The sequence below is a fragment of the Acidimicrobiia bacterium genome, assembly GCA_040881685.1.
Classification (GTDB): Bacteria; Actinomycetota; Acidimicrobiia; order IMCC26256; family PALSA-555; genus SHVJ01.
The window spans coordinates 15,492-34,378 of the sequence record JBBECS010000012.1 but is presented as its reverse complement, the minus strand read 5'-3'; the positions used below and the strand labels follow the sequence as shown (position 1 = coordinate 34,378).

The window sequence follows — 18,887 nt, the reverse complement described above, 5'->3', positions numbered from 1 at the left end:
CTTGACAAGAGCGAACATATGTTCGTATACTCTCCGCCAGAGCTTCGCGGACGAGCCTGACGTCCTGCCTTCCGAATGAGCCCTCAGGGCTCCCAGCCTGGCCATGCCGGCTGGTCGATCACGAAGGACGAAGCCGTGGACTTCGCAGCACTCGAGACCGCGATCGCCACGATCGAGGCTGAGGTGCGCGACTTCGAGCCGGGTCTGCTCGATGCTCGAGGTGCGGTGCGGGCGGTGGAGCGCTTCGCGCGGGGCGAGCATGCCTGTGCCGCGGCCAAGGCGCTTGCGGCCAAGCGGGTGGATGAAACGTTCGCGTACCGCGACAGCGGTTCGCGTTCGGCCGCCGAGTGGCTGGCCCGGAAAAGTGGCGTGCCCGTCGCTGCTGCCGAGCGCGCGCTGGCCACAGTCGACGCGTTGGTAGAGCTGCCGGCGACCGATGCGGCGTTCAGGGCGGGACGGTTGTCCGAGGTCCAGGCGCACGAGATCGCCGGTGCGGCGCGTCAGGACCCGAGCGCGGAAGCCGCGCTGGTCGCTGAGGCCAAGCGTGGCATCTCGCTGAAGGGCTTGCGCGACCGATGTCGGCGTGTGCGCGCCGGCGCGGAAGCAGATGATGCGGCGTGGGCCCAGCGGTTGCACGACACGCGTTCGTTGCGAACGTGGGTCGATGCCGACGCGTCGACGTGCGGCATCTGGCGCATGAGCCCCGACAAGGGAGCGGAGGTCAACGCGGCGATCGACGCCGAGACGGATCTGATCTTTCGCGAGGCTCGCGCGGCGGGCCGTCGTGAGTCGCGCGAGGCCTATGCCGCCGACGCGCTCCACTCGCTGATCACGAGCGGGCCCCGCAAGGCCACTGGGGCCACATTGGTCATGGACGCCGCCGTCGCCGATCGTGGGTACGCGGCGCGCGGTGAGCGGTGCGAGATCCCGGGCATCGGTCCGATCCCGGTCATGATCGCCAAGCGGATGCTCGTCGAGGCGAAGGTCCGCGAGATCCCGGCCGACCCGAACGATCTGCCCGAGTACTCCACCAACAAGCGGTACTACCCGCCATTGCTCACGGCGTGGCTCGAGCAGCAGTACCCGGTGTGCGGTGTCGAGGGCTGCGACGCCGATTTCAATCTCCAGATCGACCACGTCGTGCCCCTGAGCGAAGGTGGTCGCACCGAGCAGTCCAACCTCTGGCGCCTCTGTTGGCACCACCACCGGCTCAAGACGAACCAGGGTTGGAAGGTCACTGGCACTGCCCAGAGCTGGAATCTCGTGCCGCCCGGCAACGGACCCGATCCGCCGTGACGCCCGTTGCCTTCCCTGACCCACCCATCAGCCCAACTTCACGGTTCCATCACATCCCGACGCGAGGATTCGTCTTGTGAGCGTCAGCAAGCGCGAGCGCATCTCGCATGTAGTCCGACGGCTGTCGATGGGGGTCCACCCCGAGCTGGTCGCCGAGCTCGAGTCGCCCGACGCGGCAGTTGCTCGCGCCCTGGATCTGTCGGTGGCGGCTCCCCCCACGCTGCCGCCGATGGATCCACCTTCGTCGTATGACGAGCAGCAGCCGATCGAGATCGCCGAGACGATCGCGTGGTGGCTCGACCAGATGAGCACGAGCCCGCGACTGATCGAGGAGCGCCTGGTCTGGTTCTGGCACGACCACTTCGCGACGAGCATCGCCAAGGTGCGGATCCCATACCTCATGCACCAGCAGCACGCGACCGTTCGTGCGCACGCCACCGGATCGTTCGCCGACCTTCTCCCCGCGATGGCGAAGGACCCGGCGATGCTCGTGTACCTCGATGGGACGAGCAACGCCGTCGGGCAGGTGAACGAGAACTTCGGGCGTGAGTGCCTCGAGCTGTTCACGCTGGGCATCGGCGGCGGCTACAAGCAGGTCGACGTGGTGGAGGCGTCCCGCGCGTTCAGCGGTTGGGTCGTCAACGTGCAAGGGCGCCCCTTCTCGAGTCGCCTGGCCGAGCTCGGAGCCGCGCCATGGGGCTCCATCTTCATCCGCAATCGGCACGACGGCGGTGACAAGGAGCTGCTCGGTCAGCGCGGCGCGTTCGATCTCGACAGCGCGCTCGACGTGATCCTCGAGCACCCTGCGACCGGTCGGTTCATCGCCACGAAGCTCTACCGCGAGCTCGTTGGCCTCGACCCCGACGACGGCGACGCGAAACGACTGGGTGACGCGTTCGCACGTGATTGGTCGATCATGAGGTTGGTCGAAGCGATCGCGGCCGAGCCCGCGTTCACGTCCAACAATGCCGTGCGCTCGCGGGTGCGCACCCCCGTCGAGAAGCTCGTTGGCATCGTGCAAGCCGGTGGGGGCCTGACGGTCGATCTGGGCGCCATGCGCAAGCGCGCCACGCAGACGAACAGAAGCTCTGCGCAAGCGAATGGAAGAGGTGAGGCGCTTCGCACGGTGGGCTTCATCCCCTTCGTCCCACCCAACGTCGGCGGCTTCCCCGAGGGCCCACTGCTGTTGGGGCCACACCAGCTCGTGCACGCTTTCGACCTCTTGAACGTGCTCGCGGGAGCGCCCGAGTCCGCCGGTGACGTCGATTCGCTGCTCGCACGTTTCGGCATCTTCGACGTCGACGCGTCGACGCGTCAGCTGCTCGAGCGCGAGCGCGATCCCGGTCGCCAATTCGCGCTGGCCGCCATGTCTCCGGAGTTCGCACTCGCATGACTTCCGCCTCCAAGCACCCTTCGCGGCGCGACTTCCTCCGCCGGCTCGGCGTCGGCACCGCGACCGCTGTCGGCGCGGGGTACGGGCTGTCGGTGTGGGGCGGGCTTTCGGAGGGGAAGCTGGGTGACACGCCCGCTGCCGCGTCGACGCGCGTCGGCCAGGTCAACGCCGACACGAATGGTCACACGCTCGTCATCGTGGAGCTGGGCGGCGGCAACGATGGGCTCAACACGGTCGTGCCCCTCCAGGACGGTCGCTACCGCGACCTGCGCCCCACGCTGGGAGTCACCGACGCCATCGATCTCGACGGCGAGGTCGGCTTGCACCCAAGCCTTCCGAAGCTGGCGAGCCGGTACGGGAACGGGCACGTGGCCGTCATCGAGGGACTTGGATACGACGACGCCGACCTCTCGCACTTCGGGTCGTTCGCGATCTGGTGGTCAGCGAAGGGCGGTACCGGCGGCGGAGGATGGCTCGGCGCCTATCTCGATGGCACCGTGGGCTTCGACGATCCGCTCGCCGCGATCAGCATCGGACCCGGGCCGTCGCCCGCGCTCATCGGGCGTGCGTCGTTCGCCACCACGATCGCCGACGCCAGCGGTCTCCAGCCCCGTGTGCCGGCGTGGCTGGACTCGACAGGGCAGGACGTCGATGACCTCATCGCGGCCTGGAGTGACGTCAAGCCCGCGCACGTGGACACAACGACCCTCGTCGGCCAGGTGCAGCGCGCGGTCGGCCTCACCGTGAAGGCTCGCACGAAGCTTGACCATTCCCTGGAGCCGGAATCGAGTGCAGCACGATCACCGACGTCGCGCGCGGAGCGGGGACCTGGAAGGCCTGGATACCAGGACACGAGCGTTGGCGACTCGCTGCTGCTCGCGGCAGAGCTGGTGCAGTCACCGGCTCGACCGCGCATCGTGTACATCAACGGCGTTGGCGACTTCGACACGCATCAAGGCCAGGCCGAGCGTCATCCCGTCCTGCTCGAACAGCTCGACGAGGGCATCGACGGCTTCTTCTCTGCGCTCGACAAGAGCGCCGACCAGCAGGTCGCGGACAGGGTCGTGCTCATGACGGTGTCGGAGTTCGGGCGCCGTCCGCAAGAGAACGGCAGCGGCACCGACCACGGCACGGCCAATGTTCATTTCGTGGTCGGTCCGAAGGTGAAGGGCGGTCGCTACGGCGAGCCAGCCTCGCTGACACACCTGGATGAGGACGGAAACCTTCGTCACACCGACGACTTCCGTCGGCACTACGCGAGTGGTTTGCGTTGGCTCGGTGTCGAGGACACCACTCCTGTCCTCGGCGATGACTACAAGGCATTTCCCATGTTCGAGTAGCGCGGCGACGAGAGCGACCGAGACAGGTCGATACCCTGGGTGCGTGTTCGAGCACCTTCCCGACTTCGAGACCGAGCTGGAGAAGCTCGAGTCGCGCCTGCCCGAGATCTACGCGTCGGGTGACCAGGCGGCGTCGCGCGAGGCGGGTCGCCGTCACGCAGAGCTCAAGCCGGTCGTCGATGCTTACCGCGACTACCGCGCGACCGAATCGGAACTAGCAGAGGCGCGCGAGATGCTCGCGAAGGAGTCCGCCGCCGAAGGCGAACAAGACATGCAGGCCTTCCTGCGCACGGAGGTCATCGAGAAGGAAGCTCGCCTGGAGGAGTTGGAAGCGCAGCTCAAAGAGCTGCTCGTGCCGCGTGACCCGAACGACGGCCGCAACGTCATCATCGAGATCCGAGGCGCAGAGGGTGGCGAGGAGGCAAACCTCTGGGCCCGCGATCTCTTTCAGATGTACGAGGGGCTCGCCAAGCGGCGGGGATGGAAGGTGGAGACCCTCTCCAGCCAGCCGTCCGACATGGGGGGACTGCGCGAGGTGACGCTCGTGGCCAAGGGGCCGGACGCGTGGGCGCGCCTCAAGTACGAGGCCGGCCCGCACCGGGTGCAGCGCGTGCCCGTCACCGAAAGCCAGGGTCGGGTGCACACCAGCGCGGCCACGGTTGCCGTCCTGCCGGAGGCAGAAGAGGTGGACATCGAAATCGCGCCATCGGACCTCGAGATCGACGTGTTCCGCTCGAGTGGTCCCGGCGGCCAGTCGGTCAACACGACCGACTCGGCGGTTCGCATCACGCACAAGCCGACTGGCCTGGTCGTCACATGCCAGGACGAGAAGAGCCAGCTCCAGAACAAGGACAAGGCGCTGCGCATCCTTCGATCGCGGCTGCTCCAGGAGGAGCGCGAGCGCCACGAGGCTGAGATGTCATCGGCTCGTCGCGAGCAGGTCAAAGGGGGCGGGCGCTCCGAGAAGATCCGCACGTACAACTTCAAGGAGAACCGGGTCACCGACCACCGGGTGAAGGTGACGGTCACGCTCGACCGGGTCCTCGCCGGCGGCGATGACCTCGACGTGATCGTCGACGCGCTCGCCGCGGCCGAACGAGAAGAGCAGCTCGGCGAAGCGTGAAGCAGGCACTGTTCAACTCAGACGCGCCGAGCGAGAGAACTTGGCAACAGCTCCGCAGGGAGGTGGAGTCGCAACTCGCAACGGCGGGATTGGCGTCGGCAGCCACCGAGGCCCGCTGGATCGTCGAGACCGCGTCGGGCCGGCGCGGTGCGGATCTCCTGGCTGCCCAAGACCAACCCGCGACCGAGGCGGTGGCCACGCGGGTGGCGAGGATGGTGGAGCGGCGCGTGGCCGGCGAGCCGCTCCAGTACGTGCTGGGGGAGTGGGAGTTCCGCGGCATCGATCTGTTCGTGGACCAGCGTGTGCTGATCCCGCGACCCGAGACCGAGGTGACCGCCCAGGTCGCGATCGACATCGCACGCCGTCTCGGCGCTCGCCGCGGGCACGCGAATCCGTGGACCGGTGCGAACGGTGAGTACACAGTGGTGGATCTCGGTACCGGCTCCGGCGCGATCGCGCTCGCGCTTGCGGCCGAGCTCCCGGATGCCGAGTTCTGGGCCACCGACGCGAGCGAGGACGCGTTGGCTGTGGCTCGCGCCAACCTCGCCGGCGCAGGGGCGGGTGCCACCCGAATGCGCCTGGCTCATGGCGAGTGGTTCGCCGCGCTGCCGGACCGTCTACGGGGCAACGTCCGTGTCGTGGTCACCAACCCGCCGTACGTCGCGGAAGCCGAGCTCGACCAGCTGCCGCGCGAGGTCGTCGATCACGAGCCGCGCCTCGCGCTCGTGAGCGGCCCCACCGGGCTCGAGGCGATCGCCTGCATCGTCACCGCTGCGCCACAGTGGCTCGAGCCGGGAGGCGCGCTCGTGGTCGAGCTCGCGCCACACCAGTCGGACGAGGCGCGAGGTCTGGCGCGCGATGCCGGCCTCGTCGACGTCGTCGTCGAGCGGGATCTCACCGATCGGGACCGCGTCTTGGTCGCGCACGTACAGTGACATCCACCGCGCACGAAGGGGAGGGGGACCTGTGATGGCCGACGATCTCGATGTCGATGCGATGCTCGAGCGATTCCGCGACCGCGCCGCGTCGGTGCGCGAGCGTCCGCTGCCCCCAGTGGCGGGTCCGGAGCGCCAGAAGCTCATCGCCCAGGCCGAGCTCGACTACCAGGACTTTGCCATGATCGGCGACGCGTCCTGGGAGTTCATCGACGGCGTGCTCACCCTCGAGATCGATCTCCGTCCCACCGCTGCGTAGCATCAGAGATCTTCGAGGCCATCGAGCTCGAGTTCATCGAGTGCGAGGTCCGTGACCGCGGGCCAGTCGGGTTCGCTCGGGGCGGCGCTGTCGGGGCAGATCGAGCGGTACCGGCAGTAGCGGCAGATCGTCTCGTCGGCGACACCGTGCCACTCGCGCTCGGCCCGCATCTCGGCCACCATCGTCCGGAGCTCCTCGTCGACGTGCGCGAGGTCGTCGTCGTCGGGCTCCCACGGCTCGGGGTCCTCGTCGACCTCGCGCGACAGGTGCTCGTAGCGAACGCGCAGCCGCAGACCGAGTGCGGCCGCGCGGGGTGCGGCCACCCAGCCCTGGAGCCGCGCCCGCGGATCGTCGGCGGTCATCTCGACGGCGCGTTGGCCGGTCTTGTAGTCGCGGATCTCGAGCACGTCGTCGCGGCGCCACACGGCGTCCAGACGAGCGCTGGCGAGGAAGACCGGTGGCTTGGGGTTGGTCCTCACCCACTCGACCTCGTGCCCGACCGACTCGGCGTCGATCGGGCACTTCGTGACATGCCGGCGGATCTCGTCGGCCACGCGCTCGTCGGCGCCGTGCATGGCGAGGATCTCGGCGACGTGCTGCTCGTCACGGCAGGATCCCTGCTGGTGGACGAACCGCAGGATGTCGTGCAAGTACAGCCCGTGCGCCGTGCCGCCTTCCGGGTCACTCGGCGGGATGGACAACGCGCGGTTCCCGAGCTCGCGTCGGCACCGGCGCCACGCGTCGAGCGAGGTCGGCGACAGCACGAGGATCGAGGGGAAGCGATCCGCCTTGCGGCTCGTCATCGAGCCGCGCAGCTCGTGCGCCGGGCACCGCGGCACGAAGCCGCACGTCGTGCAGTCGCGACCCGGTTCGGCAGCTGACTCGTCCATCCGTGACGTGACCACCTCGAGGCGCTCGTCGAGCCAGGTCGCGATCGGAGCAAGGTCGTCGGGAACGCGCACCGACGTCTCGCGCCGCGCACCCCGGAGCACGTCGGCCCACACGACCGTCAGTGTCTCGTCCTCGACCCAATGCATCTGAGCAAGCCGGAGGACCGCCAGGCGGATGGCGGGGAGATCGAGTGGGCTCTCGGGTGCGCCGCGCGCGCCAAAGGCGAGCTGACGCAGCTCTCGTCCACCCGCGGCGCTCACGACGCACAGGTCCACCCAGCCGCCGAGGCGTACGCCACGCCGGGGGAGCTCGGTCGGCTCGGCGATCGGTGACTCGACCGTCGCATCAGCGATCCCTTCGAAGAGCCGTGGGTACCACGAGAGCGCGTGCTCGAGCACGCGTTGCTCTTCGGGCTCGAGATGTGAGGGCGTCGGCGGGATGCTCCCGGTTGCGTGCAACGTGCGGACGGCGTCGATCAGCACCTCACGCAAGCGCCCGCGGTTGAAGGGATCCTTCGTCCCGGGAACACACGTGAACTCGGAGTGGAGCCTGCGAGCGCACAACGTGTCGGCGGCGCTGAGCAACCACGGCGCGACCTTCGGGATCGGCTCCTCGAGCGCGCTCGACTCATCGGGGAACCTCACGAGGTGAGGGTAACGACCTCCTGACGCATCTCCCCGGGCACTCCGACGGGTGGCTTCTACACTGGCGACGTCTCACTCCCAGCCCTCTGTGCACTCCTAGCCCATGTGAGGTCATGCGCATCGCGATCGGCTCCGACCATGCCGGCTTCACCCTCAAGGAGCACCTGAAGGATCGCCTCGCGGCTGACGGCCACGACGTGACCGACCTCGGGACGACGAGTGAGGAGCCGGTCGACTACCCACCGATCTGCGCCGCCGTGGCCAGGGAGGTCGGTGCCGGCCGGGTCGAACGTGGCATCGTGCTGGGCGGCAGCGGCCAAGGTGAGCAGATCGCAGCCAACAAGGTCCATGGGGTGCGCGCCGCCCTGTGCAACGACCTGTACACAGCTCGGTACTCTCGACTGCACAACGACGCCAACGTGCTCTCGATCGGGGCCCGGGTCGTCGGTGTGGCACTTGCCGACGACATCGTGCGCACGTGGTTCGAAACCGAGTTCGAGGGGGGTCGCCACATCCCGCGCATCGAGCAGATCAAGGCCATCGAACAAGAGGAATGCGCGTGACCACTCCATCTGAGGCACTCGAGGCCACCGACCCGGAGATCGCCGACGTCATCCGTCGCGAGGTCGAACGGCTCAACACGACGATCCAGCTGATCGCGTCCGAGAACTTCACGTCGCTCGCCGTGCTCGCGGCGCAGGGTTCTGTGCTGACCAACAAGTACTCGGAGGGATATCCACGGAAGCGGTACTACGGCGGCAACTACGTCGTCGACGATGCCGAGGAACTGGCCCGCCAACGAGCGTGCGAGCTCTTCGGAGCCGAGCACGCCAACGTCCAGCCCCATTCCGGCGCCAACGCCAACATGGCGGCGTACTTCGCACTTCTCGAGCCGGGCGACACGGTCATGGGCATGCCCCTCGACCAGGGCGGTCATCTGACCCACGGCGCTGCCCCCAACTTCTCGGCCAAGCTGTTCAACTTCGTGGGCTACGGCCTCGACGATGCCACGGAGCTCCTCGACTACGACGCGATGGCGCGGATCGCGCGCGAGTGCAAGCCGAAGATGATCGTGGCGGGCGCGACGGCGTACCCCCGGGTCATCGACTTCGAGGCCTTCCGCGCCGTGGCCGATGAGGTTGGCGCGCTCCTGCTGGTCGACGCGGCGCACATCGCGGGACTCGTCGCCGGTGGAGCGCACCCTTCGCCCGTCCCGCACGCGGATGTGGTCACGTTGACCACGCACAAGACTCTCCGCGGGCCGCGGGCCGGCGCGATCCTGTGTCGCGAGCAGTACGCGGCCGCGATCGACAAGAGCGTGTTCCCGGGCCTTCAAGGTGGCCCGCTCATGCACGTGATCGCAGCCAAGGCGGTGGCCTTCCTCGAAGCGATGCGGCCTGAGTTCCGGGACTACGTGGCGCAGATCGTTCGCAACGCCGCAGCGCTGGCCGACGCGCTCACCGCCGAGGGGTTCCGCATCGTGTCGGGCGGCACCGACAACCACCTCATGCTCGTCGACCTCCGACCGTTTGGCGTGACCGGCAAGGTCGCGCAGGAGGCGCTCGATCGAGCGGGGATCACGACCAACAAGAACACGATCCCGAACGACCCCGAGAAGCCGTTCGTCACGAGCGGCCTGCGGCTCGGTACCGCGTCGGTCACCACCGCGGGCATGGGCGAGCCCGAGATGGTCGAGATCGCGGCGCTCCTGGCCCACGTGCTGCGGGCCGTCGACGACACCGCCGTGGCCGACGACGTGAAGGATGCGGCCGGCCGGCTCTGCTCGAAGTTCACCCCCTACCCCGAGCTTTCATGACAGCCGCGGCGCCCGCAGGGCGCTCGCCAGTGAGCGCACGGCCGCGAGCCGGGTACCCCGGCTCGCAGTAAGCGAGCGAATCGTATGGTTGGCTACCTGACGGTCGGCGCGGTCGGCGCGCTCGTCACGTTCCTCTCCACATTCCTGATTCGCCGGATTGCCACGCGTGTCGGGGCGATGTCGCTCCCGGGGCCGCGCAGCGTCCATGCCTACGCGACGCCCACCCTGGGCGGCGCCGGCATGTTCCTCGGGTTCCTCGCCGCGCTCGCGGTGGCCACCCAGATCGACCAGTTCAAAGAGATGTTCTCGTTGTCGTCGGAGCCGTTGGGTGTGGTGCTCGCCGCCGGGGTCATGTTCATGGTCGGCGCGCTCGACGACCTGCGCGAGGTGTCGCCGCCGGCGAAGGTCGCGGGCCAGGTCCTGAGTGCCAGCCTGCTCTCGTTGTTCGGTGTGACGATGCTGTTCTTCCGAGTCCCCTTCGCGAGCTACGACTACGTCGTTCTCTCGCCGAACTGGGCGGCGCTGGTCACGGTGCTCACCGTCGTGCTGTTGGCCAACGCGTTGAATCTGATCGACGGGCTCGATGGACTCGCCGCCGGGATCGTCATCATCGCGGGGACGGCCTTCTTCTTGTACTCGGATCGCCTCTTCAAGGCCGGCCTCATCGACGGATCCAACATCGCACCGCTCATCGCCGTGATCGCGGTTTCGATCTGCGCGGGCTTCCTGCCCCACAACTGGCATCCCGCGCGCATCTTCATGGGCGACGCGGGAGCGATGTTCCTCGGGTTGCTCCTCGCGGTCACGACGATCACGGTCGGTGGGAGGACCGCCGACCAGTTCAGCGGGCAGACCTACTTCTTCTTCGCCCCGCTGCTGATCCCGATCGTGATCCTCGCGGTTCCGCTCGTCGACACCGGGTTCTCGTTCCTCCGAAGGGTGCTGCGGCGCCAGTCGTTCTCGACTGCCGACCGCGAGCACCTCCATCACCGGCTCATCCGTCTTGGCCACGGGCCACGCCGCACGGTGGCGCTCCTCTGGCTGTGGACGGCTCTGCTCTCGGCGGCCGCGTTGATCCCCACGTACACGAACCGAGGCAACGCGCTGGTGCCGATCGCGCTCGGCGCCCTCGGGTTGCTGCTGTTCACGTACTTCCATCCCGGGGTCCGGACCCGTCGTGAGGAGGACGCCGCGGCCGCGGAAGCCCGCGCCGCGGAGCTCGCGGCCGACGTGGGCGTGGTCGATCTCGAGGAGCGCCGCCGGGCGCGTTCGGGCTAGAAGAGGGCGCCGCGACCCCGCGGCGGGGACCCTTGGAGTTGTTCCGGCCGGGGGTGCTCGTATATTGTGAAAATATTCACAAGCGGCCCGATGCTTGGGTGAGAGGGGAGACGGGGCCATGAACGCCCGCCACCGGCAGCGACCGATGCTTGTGCCCCCGCCGTCCGGGGATGCCCTCAGCCACGGGCTCGCGATGGTCACGGCGCCGGTGGTCTTCGGCCTCATCGGAGCGTTCCTCGACAGCCGCGTGGGCACTGGTCCGATCTTCCTCTTGCTGTTCGCGGTGTTCGGCGTCGCGGCCTCGTTCGCATCCGCGTACTACCGGTACGAGTACCGGGTCACCCACGACGAGGCGGGCAAGCCCTGGACCCGTCGAGGCCCGGCGTGACCTCGCCCGCCGCGCAGCCCGTGGCTGACCCGATCGAGATGCGCATCGCGCTGGACCTCGCCCGACGCGCGGCGATCGTTTCTCCGATCGTCATGGTCGGCGTCGGAATCTGGCGAGGCTGGGACGCGGTCGCCGCGGTCGCCCTTGCGGTGGTCGTGGTCGTGGCCAACTGGCTCATCGCCGCGCTCAGTCTCGGCTGGGCGGCGCGTCGGAACCCGAACCTGCTCATGGGCGTCGCGTTGTTCGGTTTCGTCGGCCGGCTCGCGCTGATCACCGCGGTGGGCGCCGGTGTGAAGGCGCTCGAAATCGTCGATTGGCCCGTGTTCTGCGGTGCGTTGCTCCTCGCGTATGGCGGTCTTCTCGTGTGGGAGCTGCGGTACGTCAGCTTCTCGCTGGCGTCGCCAGGGTTGAAGCCCAAGCGGGTTGCGAGCGGGGTGGGTGAGTCGTGATCTTCGCCGAGCTGCTCCCGAGCCTGAACGAGATCTTCGACTGGCGCGCGATCTTCAGCGAGAACACTGCACTCGCATTCAACAAGACCGCGCTCATGGCGTTCGTCTCCACGGCGATCTGCATCGCGATTTTCGGGCTCGGTGCGCGCAAGCGTGCGCTCGTACCGGTGGGCATCCAGAACGTGGCCGAGATGGGCTACGTGGCCATCGAGGAGAACGTCAGCCTCCAGACGGTCGGCGCTGAAGAGGCACAGAAGTGGACGCCGTTCTTCGCGACGCTCTTCTTCTGGATCTTCTTCATCAACATCTGGTCGATCGTGCCGGGAATCCAGTTTCCTGCCACGTCGCGACTCGCGATTCCGCTGTTCCTCGCGCTCCTCAGCTGGGCCACGTTCATCGTGGTCGGCTTCATCCACCAAGGCCCGGGTTACATCTGGAAAGCGATAAACCCGTCCGGCGTCCCGCTGGCGCTGAAGTTCCTGGTCGTACCGATCGAGTTCTTCTCGATCTTCCTGATGCGCCCGTTCTCCCTGGCCATCCGACTCTTCGCCAACATGACGGCCGGGCACGTTCTGCTGACGATCTTCGCCATCATGGTGAACGAGCTGGCGATCGTCCGGAACAGCGGGATCATCCAGCTGGCGTTCGCACCGCTGCCCTTCCTGGGCCTGGTCGCATTCACCGCGTTCGAGGTCTTGGTGTCGGTGCTCCAGGCCTACATCTTCACGATCCTGACCGCCGTATACATCGCCGAAGCAGCCCATCCCGAGCACTGATCGAGGTTTCGAGCTCATGACCGCAAAGAAGGAGACACCGTGGGGAGCGTGATCCACATCCTCGCCCAAGCCAATGAAGGCGTGACGGGCGACCTGAAGAGCGCACTCGGTTCCGTTGGCTACGGACTCGCAGCCATCGGGCCCGGCGTGGGCATCGGTCTCATCGTGGGGCAGGCCATCCAGGCGATGGCCCGCCAGCCCGAGATGCAGGGCACGGTGCGCACGACGATGTTCCTCGGCATCGCGTTTGCCGAAGCGCTCGCGCTCATCGGGTTCGTCCTCAAGTTCATCTGACAGTCACACCGAGAGAGAGGAAGCGCGTCATGCGCATCCGACAACCGTGGTTTGCTCCGCTGCGTCCTCCCGGCCGTCCGGTCAGGACTCCGCTTCGCGCACGTCGGATCATGCTCGCCGGTGTGCTCGCCGGCATGACGGTGTTCGGCGCGGCCGCGCCTGCGTCCGCAGCGGACCCGGGTGAGAAGTTCGGGGAGCACTTGCTCCATTGCACCGAGGAAGCGATCGACCTGGCGACGCCGAAGGATCAGTACCTCGCGTTTCGTAACGCACTCGAGGACTGCCAGAAGTCTCCGAGCATCATCTCGCCGGCCACGCCGGAGCTGCTCTGGGGTGGCATCGCGTTCTTGATCGTTGCCGTGGCGCTGATGAAGTTCGCGTTCCCCGGCCTCAAGAAGGCTCTTGCTGCCCGCGAGGAGAAGATCCGCGGCGACCTCGAGGGTGCCGAGCGGGCTCGGCGCGAGGCCGAGGAGGAAAAGGCTCGGTACGAGGCGCAGCTCGGCGACGCCCGTGTCGAAGCGAACCGGATCGTCGAGGAAGCGCGTGAGGCGGCCGAGCAAGTGCGACGCGATCTGGTGGCCCGGGCGGAGAGCGACGCGGCCGACATCCGTGCCCGAGCGCAAGAAGACGCCCGGCTCGCGGCCGACCGCGCGATGAGCGATCTCCAGCAACGCGTGGGCGAGATGTCCATCGAGCTGGCGGAGCGGATCGTCGAGCGGAACCTGGACCGCGACACGCAGATGGCACTCGTGGACAGCTACATCGCCTCGGTGGGAGACAGCAAGTGACTTCGGGAGCGCAGCGGAGCCCTGGCCGGACGGCCGGGAGGGCGCAGCGGAGCGACCCATGAGCAAGGTCGACGCGTACGCCGAGTCGCTCCTTCAGGTTGCGCGCGCTGAAGGTCATCTGGCTGCGGTCGAAGATGACCTGTTCCGACTGGCGCGCACCTACGAGAGCTCCGACGATCTGCGCATGGGGCTCACCGACCCGAAGCTGCCCGTAGAGCGGCGGATCGCCGTGATCGAGGAGCTCATGGGCAACAAGGCGCTCGCCACGAGCACCGCGTTGGCCTCGATGCTCGTCGCAGCCGGGCAAGCCGCCGATCTGCCCGAGATCGTCAACCGGTTCGTCGAGCTGGCTGCGGCCGAGCGTGAGCACGAGGTGGCCGAGGTGCGCAGCGCCGTGCCACTCGATGACGGCCAGCTCGAGCGGCTTGCCGCGGCGCTCAGTACTGCGACCGGCAAGAACGTCGAGGTGAAGGTGGTCATCGACCCGTCGGTGCTCGGCGGACTGGTTGCGCGCGTCGGCGACACCGTCATCGACGGCTCCGTCCGTCACCGCCTTGATCAGCTGAAGGAGCTCATCTAGATGCGGCCGCAGCGAGCGCAAGCGAGCGAAGGCTCGCCAGCGAGCGAACGACCGCGGGGCGGGTATCCCGCCCCGCAGAGAGCGAGCGAGGAGAGATGGCAGAACTGACGATCAGCGCTGATGACATCGCCGCGGCGCTGCGCAAGCACGTCGAGTCCTTTGTGCCGTCGCTCGAGGCGGCGCGGGTCGGTCGGGTCCTGGAAGTGGGTGACGGGATCGCCCGTGTCGCGGGTCTCCCCGAGACCGCGGTGAACGAGCTGCTCGAGTTCGAGGGCGGCACGCTCGGCCTCGCGCTCAACCTCGACGAAGACTCGATCGGCGCGGTGATCCTCGGCGAGGCCGACGAGGTCGAGGAGGGCCATGCGGTCACGGCGACCGGGCGCATCCTCTCGGTGCCCGTCGGCGACGCCATGGTCGGACGAGTCGTGAACGCCCTCGGTCAGGCCATCGACGGCAAGGGACCGATCGCGACCACGGAGACGCGTCGACTCGAGGTGCAGGCACCTGGCATCGTCGGTCGCAAGCCCGTCCACGAGCCCCTGCAGACCGGCATCAAGGCCATCGACGCGATGACGCCCATCGGGCGTGGTCAGCGTGAGCTCATCATCGGCGACCGCAAGACCGGGAAGACGACGGTTGCGATCGACACGATCCTCAACCAGCGCGGCCAGGGCGTGAAGTGCATCTACGTCGCGATCGGCCAGAAGGGATCGTCGGTCGCGCAGACGGTTGCCACGCTCGAGGAGCACGGCGCCATGGAGTACACGGTCGTCGTGAGCGCGCCGGCCGCCGACGAGGCGGTGTTCAAGTTCCTCGCGCCCTACGCCGGGTGCGCGATGGGGCAGCACTGGATGGATAACGGGGAGCACGCGCTCGTTGTGTACGACGACCTGTCCAAGCAAGCCGAGTCGTACCGCCAGCTCGCACTCCTGTTGCGGCGCCCGCCCGGTCGGGAGGCCTACCCCGGCGATGTCTTCTACCTGCACAGCCGGTTGCTCGAGCGCGCCGCCAAGCTGAACGACGAGCGCGGCGCGGGATCGCTGACCGCGCTGCCGATCATCGAGACGAAGGCCGGTGACGTCTCGGCCTACATCCCCACGAACGTGATCTCGATCACCGATGGGCAGATCTACCTCGTCGACGACTTGTTCAAGTCGGGAGTTCGTCCGGCGGTGGACGTGGGCATCTCGGTGTCCCGCGTCGGCGGTGCCGCGCAGATCAAGGCGATGAAGGGTGTGTCGGGAACGCTGAAGCTCGACCTCGCGCAGTTCCGCGAGCTCGAGGCGTTTGCGACGTTCGGCTCCGAGCTCGACGCGGTCTCGCGTGCACAGCTCGACCGTGGTGAGCGCCTCGTCGAGCTGCTCAAGCAACCACTGAACTCTCCGATGCCGGTCGAGGAGCAGGTCGTTTCGATCTACGCGGGCACGTCAGGTGCGCTCGACGACATCCCCGCGTCGGAGGTGCGCCGGTTCGAGAACGAGCTGCTCGAATGGATGCGGACCCGCCACGCGGGCCTCTTGTCCGAGGTCCGCGACACGGGGTCTCTTCCCGTGGGTGAGGCGATCGAGTCGGCGGTCGCGGGGTTCAAGGCGTCTTTCGCGGCGTCGGTCGGTGGCGGCACCGGACCTGCGGCCGACCCCAGCGCGACCGACGCCGACGCGCCCGGCGATCCCGAGTCCGACAAAACGCTCAAGACGGAATAGCCCATGGCTGGTCAGGAACGTGCACTGCGGCGGCGAATCCGCACCGTGCAGTCCACGAAGAAGATCACGCGCGCGATGGAGCTGATCGCCGCGAGTCGGATCGTGCGCGCGCAGGGTCGAGTGCAAGCGGCGGTCCCGTACAGCGACGCGATCACCGAGGTCGTCCGCGACCTCGCCGCGGCCGGTGCGGGCCGAGACAGCGCACTCCTGACGCCTCGTCCCGAGGTCAAGAAGGTTGCCCACGTCGTGATCGCGGCCGACCGGGGTCTCTGCGGCGGGTACAACTCGTCGGTCATCCGCGCCGCTGAGGGCTCGATGCGCGAGAACGCGGCGCTGGGCCGCGACTACGCGCTGGTCCTCGTGGGTCGGAAGGTGGAGAGCTACTTCCGGTATCGAAACTTCCGCATCGACGCCGTGTTCTCCGGGTTCTCGGATCAGCCGTCGTACGAAGACGCTCGCTCGATCGCACGGGCCGTGGAAGTGCCGTTCCTCGCCGGCGAGTACGACCTGGTCGAGCTCGTGTACACCCGGTTCGTGTCGGCCGGACGCCAAGAGATCGTCGTGCGACCGATGATGCCGCTGGATCTCCAGATCCTCGAAGGCGGCGACGCCCGCCCTGACGCGCGCACCGAGGGCGAGGTACCACCCGGGTACGAGTTCGAGCCATCGCCGGAGGAGATCCTGCAGCAGCTCCTTCCTGTGTATGCCGAAGCGCGCCTCTACGCCGCGCTCCTGAACGCAGCTGCGTCGGAGCACGCTGCTCGCCAGCGGGCAATGAAGGCGGCCACCGACAACGCCGACGACCTGATCACGGGTCTGACGCGGGTGATGAACCGCGCGCGCCAGGACGCCATCACCAGCGAGATCATGGAGATCGTCGGTGGCGCCGAGGCGCAGCGCAAGGACAAGAACGCCGGCCACTCAGCCGATGCCGATCACGACGCCACCGAGCACCGACCAGGAGCTGCTGCATGACTGTCACCGCCGACACCTCTGCCGACACTGAGCTCAAAGACGGGCGCGTGGTGGCTATCGCGGGCCCCGTCGTCGACATCGAGTTCCCTCCCGACGCGCTGCCCGAGATCAACTTCGCGCTGGAGATGGAGGCCGAGCTCGAAGGTGAGACGATCACGATCGTCGCCGAGGTCGCCCAGCAGATCGGCGAGGGCCGCTGTCGCGCGATCTGCATGAAGCCGACCGACGGGCTCACACGAGGTGCGGTCGTCCGCAACACCGGGTCCGGCATCAAGATGCCCGTCGGCGACGGCGTGCTCGGTCACGTGTTCAACGTGATCGGCGAGCCCCTCGACACCACGGCCGACAAGCTGACCGGCATCGAGGACCACTGGGAGATCCACCGGCCGTCGCCGCCGTTCGACCAGCTCGAAGCGCGTGCGCTCATGTTCGAGACCGGCATCAAGGTGATCGACCTGCTCGAGCCGTACGTGCAGGGCGGCAAGATCGGCCTGTTCGGTGGCGCGGGCGTGGGCAAGACCGTGCTCATCCAGGAGATGATCCAGCGCGTCGCCACGCAGCACGGTGGTGTCTCGGTTTTCGCCGGTGTGGGCGAGCGCACGCGTGAGGGCACCGACCTCTGGCTCGAGATGCAGGAGTCCGGCGTCATCGAGAAGACGGCCCTCATCTACGGGCAGATGGACGAGCCGCCTGGTGTGCGCCTGCGCGTCGCGCTCTCGGCGCTCACCGTCGCCGAGTACTTCCGAGACGTGAAGAACCAGGACGTGCTCCTCTTCGTCGACAACATCTTCCGCTTCGTGCAGGCCGGCTCCGAGGTCTCGACGCTCCTCGGCCGCATGCCGTCGGCGGTGGGCTACCAGCCGACGTTGGCCGACGAGATGGGTGAGCTCCAGGAGCGGATCACGTCCACGAAGGGTCACTCGATCACCTCGATGCAAGCCGTGTACGTGCCGGCCGACGACTACACCGACCCGGCGCCGTTCACGACGTTCACGCACCTGGACGCCACGACCGAGCTCTCGCGTCAGATCGCCGCGCTCGGCATCTATCCCGCGGTCGACCCACTGGCCTCGACGTCCAACATCCTTGCGCCCGAGATCGTCGGGGAACGTCATTACAACGTGGCGCGGCGCGTGCAGGAGATTCTCCAGCGCTACAAGGAGCTCCAAGACATCATCGCCATCCTCGGACTCGACGAGCTCTCGGAAGACGACAAGGTCACGGTGTCGAGAGCTCGCAAGATCCAGCGGTTCCTCTCGCAGCCGTTCTTCGTCGGCGAGGTGTTCACCGGCTTGAAGGGCATCTACGTGCCCGTGGAGGAGACGGTGGAGAGCTTCGAGGCGATTGTGCAGGGCGAGCTCGACGAGACCCCGGAGCAGGCGTTCTTCAACGTCGGTGGTGTCGAATCCGTGCTCGCCAAGGCCAAGACGCTCCAAGAGTCGTGATGCTCGTGACCGCGCGGCGCCTGGAGCGACGGAGGAGCGGAAGGCGCTCGCCAGCGAGCGAACGCCCGCGTGCCGGGTATCCCGGCACGCAGAGAGCGAGCGCAGAGAGATGAACCCGACGTTTCCCGTCATCATCGTTTCGCCCGAGCAGGTGCTCTACGAGGGCGAAGGCGAGATGGTGGTGTGTCGCACCGTCGAGGGTGAGATCGCATTCATGCCCGGCCATCAGCCGCTGCTCGGCGCGCTGGGCACGGCCAAGGTTCGCGTGATCCAGCCCGACGGTGAGCAGACGGCCGCCGTGCACGAGGGGTTCGTCGAGGTGACGGGGGATCGCGTGGTCGTCCTCTCCGACGTGGCCGAGCTCCCTGATCAGATCGACGTCTCGCGCGCACAGGCGGCCAAGGAGCGGGCCGAAGCGGCGCTGCGGTCCGACCCGGAGAACGAAGAGTCCAAAGCTGCACTCGCCCGAGCCGACCTGCGTCTCGAGGTTGCCGGCGCTGTTCCGGGGTAAGAA

The 18,887-nt window shown here is 67.8% G+C and carries 20 protein-coding genes; 19 read left to right on the top strand and 1 reads right to left on the bottom strand.

Annotation, left to right across the window (positions count from 1 at the left end; translation table 11 throughout):
* The first annotated feature begins 135 nt into the window (after positions 1-135).
* From WEE69_03080 to WEE69_03055, 6 genes are all read left to right on the top strand, one after another.
* Positions 136-1,296: an HNH endonuclease gene (locus WEE69_03080; protein MEX1144268.1), complete on the top strand. Its 1,161-nt coding sequence runs from the start codon at positions 136-138 to the stop codon at positions 1,294-1,296.
* Positions 1,297-1,372: 76 nt separating this feature from the next.
* Positions 1,373-2,689: a DUF1800 family protein gene (locus WEE69_03075; GenBank protein MEX1144267.1), complete on the top strand. Its 1,317-nt coding sequence runs from the start codon at positions 1,373-1,375 to the stop codon at positions 2,687-2,689.
* Positions 2,686-4,029, top strand: coding sequence for a DUF1501 domain-containing protein (locus tag WEE69_03070; GenBank protein MEX1144266.1), 1,344 nt, complete (start codon positions 2,686-2,688; stop codon positions 4,027-4,029). Before WEE69_03075 ends, WEE69_03070 begins: the two co-directional genes overlap by 4 nt.
* A 43-nt stretch (positions 4,030-4,072) precedes the next feature.
* Entirely contained in the window at positions 4,073-5,152 is a 1,080-nt protein-coding gene (gene prfA / locus WEE69_03065) for a peptide chain release factor 1 (GenBank protein ID MEX1144265.1), read from the top strand.
* Positions 5,149-6,087, top strand: a complete 939-nt coding sequence (gene prmC, locus WEE69_03060; GenBank protein MEX1144264.1) for a peptide chain release factor N(5)-glutamine methyltransferase — start codon at positions 5,149-5,151, stop codon at positions 6,085-6,087. The genes prfA and prmC overlap by 4 nt, the downstream gene beginning before the upstream one ends.
* Before the next feature lie 34 nt (positions 6,088-6,121).
* Positions 6,122-6,346: a hypothetical protein gene (locus WEE69_03055; GenBank protein MEX1144263.1), complete on the top strand. Its 225-nt coding sequence runs from the start codon at positions 6,122-6,124 to the stop codon at positions 6,344-6,346.
* A 2-nt stretch (positions 6,347-6,348) separates the two neighbouring features.
* Here WEE69_03055 and WEE69_03050 read toward each other — a convergent pair whose 3' ends face one another.
* Positions 6,349-7,881, bottom strand: a complete 1,533-nt coding sequence (locus WEE69_03050) for a PD-(D/E)XK nuclease family protein (protein ID MEX1144262.1) — start codon at positions 7,879-7,881, stop codon at positions 6,349-6,351.
* Between the two features lie 113 nt (positions 7,882-7,994).
* Here WEE69_03050 and rpiB point away from each other — a divergent pair, with 113 nt between their 5' ends.
* The 13 genes from rpiB to atpC all read left to right on the top strand — a co-directional run bounded on the left by rpiB (position 7,995) and on the right by atpC (position 18,884).
* Complete coding sequence (gene rpiB, locus WEE69_03045; GenBank protein MEX1144261.1) at positions 7,995-8,444, top strand: ribose 5-phosphate isomerase B; 450 nt, start codon at positions 7,995-7,997, stop codon at positions 8,442-8,444.
* Positions 8,441-9,697 carry a serine hydroxymethyltransferase gene (gene glyA, locus WEE69_03040; GenBank protein MEX1144260.1) on the top strand — a complete coding sequence of 419 codons (1,257 nt, stop codon included), beginning with the start codon at positions 8,441-8,443 and terminating at the stop codon, positions 9,695-9,697. Before rpiB ends, glyA begins: the two co-directional genes overlap by 4 nt.
* 84 nt (positions 9,698-9,781) lie before the next feature.
* Entirely contained in the window at positions 9,782-10,975 is a 1,194-nt protein-coding gene (locus WEE69_03035; GenBank protein ID MEX1144259.1) for an MraY family glycosyltransferase, read from the top strand.
* 118 nt (positions 10,976-11,093) lie between these two features.
* Entirely contained in the window at positions 11,094-11,363 is a 270-nt protein-coding gene (locus WEE69_03030) for an AtpZ/AtpI family protein (protein ID MEX1144258.1), read from the top strand.
* Between the two features lie 20 nt (positions 11,364-11,383).
* Positions 11,384-11,812, top strand: coding sequence for a hypothetical protein (locus tag WEE69_03025; protein MEX1144257.1), 429 nt, complete (start codon positions 11,384-11,386; stop codon positions 11,810-11,812).
* Positions 11,809-12,588, top strand: coding sequence for a F0F1 ATP synthase subunit A (atpB, locus tag WEE69_03020; protein ID MEX1144256.1), 780 nt, complete (start codon positions 11,809-11,811; stop codon positions 12,586-12,588). Before WEE69_03025 ends, atpB begins: the two co-directional genes overlap by 4 nt.
* A gap of 93 nt (positions 12,589-12,681) precedes the next feature.
* Positions 12,682-12,882 (top strand): ATP synthase F0 subunit C, encoded by a 201-nt coding sequence (gene atpE, locus WEE69_03015; GenBank protein MEX1144255.1) that lies wholly within the window; start codon positions 12,682-12,684, stop codon positions 12,880-12,882.
* A gap of 29 nt (positions 12,883-12,911) precedes the next feature.
* Entirely contained in the window at positions 12,912-13,670 is a 759-nt protein-coding gene (gene atpF, locus WEE69_03010) for a F0F1 ATP synthase subunit B (GenBank protein MEX1144254.1), read from the top strand.
* A gap of 58 nt (positions 13,671-13,728) precedes the next feature.
* A complete protein-coding gene (gene atpH / locus WEE69_03005) occupies positions 13,729-14,250 on the top strand; it encodes an ATP synthase F1 subunit delta (protein ID MEX1144253.1) in 522 nt (173 codons plus the stop codon).
* A 95-nt stretch (positions 14,251-14,345) separates the two neighbouring features.
* Entirely contained in the window at positions 14,346-15,953 is a 1,608-nt protein-coding gene (atpA, locus tag WEE69_03000; GenBank protein MEX1144252.1) for a F0F1 ATP synthase subunit alpha, read from the top strand.
* 3 nt (positions 15,954-15,956) lie between these two features.
* Entirely contained in the window at positions 15,957-16,928 is a 972-nt protein-coding gene (locus WEE69_02995; GenBank protein ID MEX1144251.1) for a F0F1 ATP synthase subunit gamma, read from the top strand.
* On the top strand, positions 16,925-18,373 hold the full coding sequence (atpD, locus tag WEE69_02990; GenBank protein MEX1144250.1) for a F0F1 ATP synthase subunit beta: 1,449 nt from the start codon (positions 16,925-16,927) through the stop codon (positions 18,371-18,373). The genes WEE69_02995 and atpD overlap by 4 nt, the downstream gene beginning before the upstream one ends.
* Before the next feature lie 109 nt (positions 18,374-18,482).
* The gene (gene atpC, locus WEE69_02985) at positions 18,483-18,884 is read left to right on the top strand and encodes an ATP synthase F1 subunit epsilon (protein MEX1144249.1); all 402 of its coding nucleotides are present in this window, start codon (positions 18,483-18,485) and stop codon (positions 18,882-18,884) included.
* Positions 18,885-18,887: the final 3 nt, after the last annotated feature.

Coding starts and splice junctions, on each gene's coding strand:
- atpD (MEX1144250.1), top strand. CDS start 16,925: ATGACTGTCACCGCCGACACCTCTGCCGACACTGAGCTCAAAGACGGG.
- atpH (MEX1144253.1), top strand. CDS start 13,729: ATGAGCAAGGTCGACGCGTACGCCGAGTCGCTCCTTCAGGTTGCGCGC.
- WEE69_02995 (MEX1144251.1), top strand. CDS start 15,957: ATGGCTGGTCAGGAACGTGCACTGCGGCGGCGAATCCGCACCGTGCAG.
- WEE69_03030 (MEX1144258.1), top strand. CDS start 11,094: ATGAACGCCCGCCACCGGCAGCGACCGATGCTTGTGCCCCCGCCGTCC.
- atpC (MEX1144249.1), top strand. CDS start 18,483: ATGAACCCGACGTTTCCCGTCATCATCGTTTCGCCCGAGCAGGTGCTC.
- atpA (MEX1144252.1), top strand. CDS start 14,346: ATGGCAGAACTGACGATCAGCGCTGATGACATCGCCGCGGCGCTGCGC.
- WEE69_03035 (MEX1144259.1), top strand. CDS start 9,782: ATGGTTGGCTACCTGACGGTCGGCGCGGTCGGCGCGCTCGTCACGTTC.
- WEE69_03055 (MEX1144263.1), top strand. CDS start 6,122: ATGGCCGACGATCTCGATGTCGATGCGATGCTCGAGCGATTCCGCGAC.
- rpiB (MEX1144261.1), top strand. CDS start 7,995: ATGCGCATCGCGATCGGCTCCGACCATGCCGGCTTCACCCTCAAGGAG.
- WEE69_03070 (MEX1144266.1), top strand. CDS start 2,686: ATGACTTCCGCCTCCAAGCACCCTTCGCGGCGCGACTTCCTCCGCCGG.
- atpF (MEX1144254.1), top strand. CDS start 12,912: ATGCGCATCCGACAACCGTGGTTTGCTCCGCTGCGTCCTCCCGGCCGT.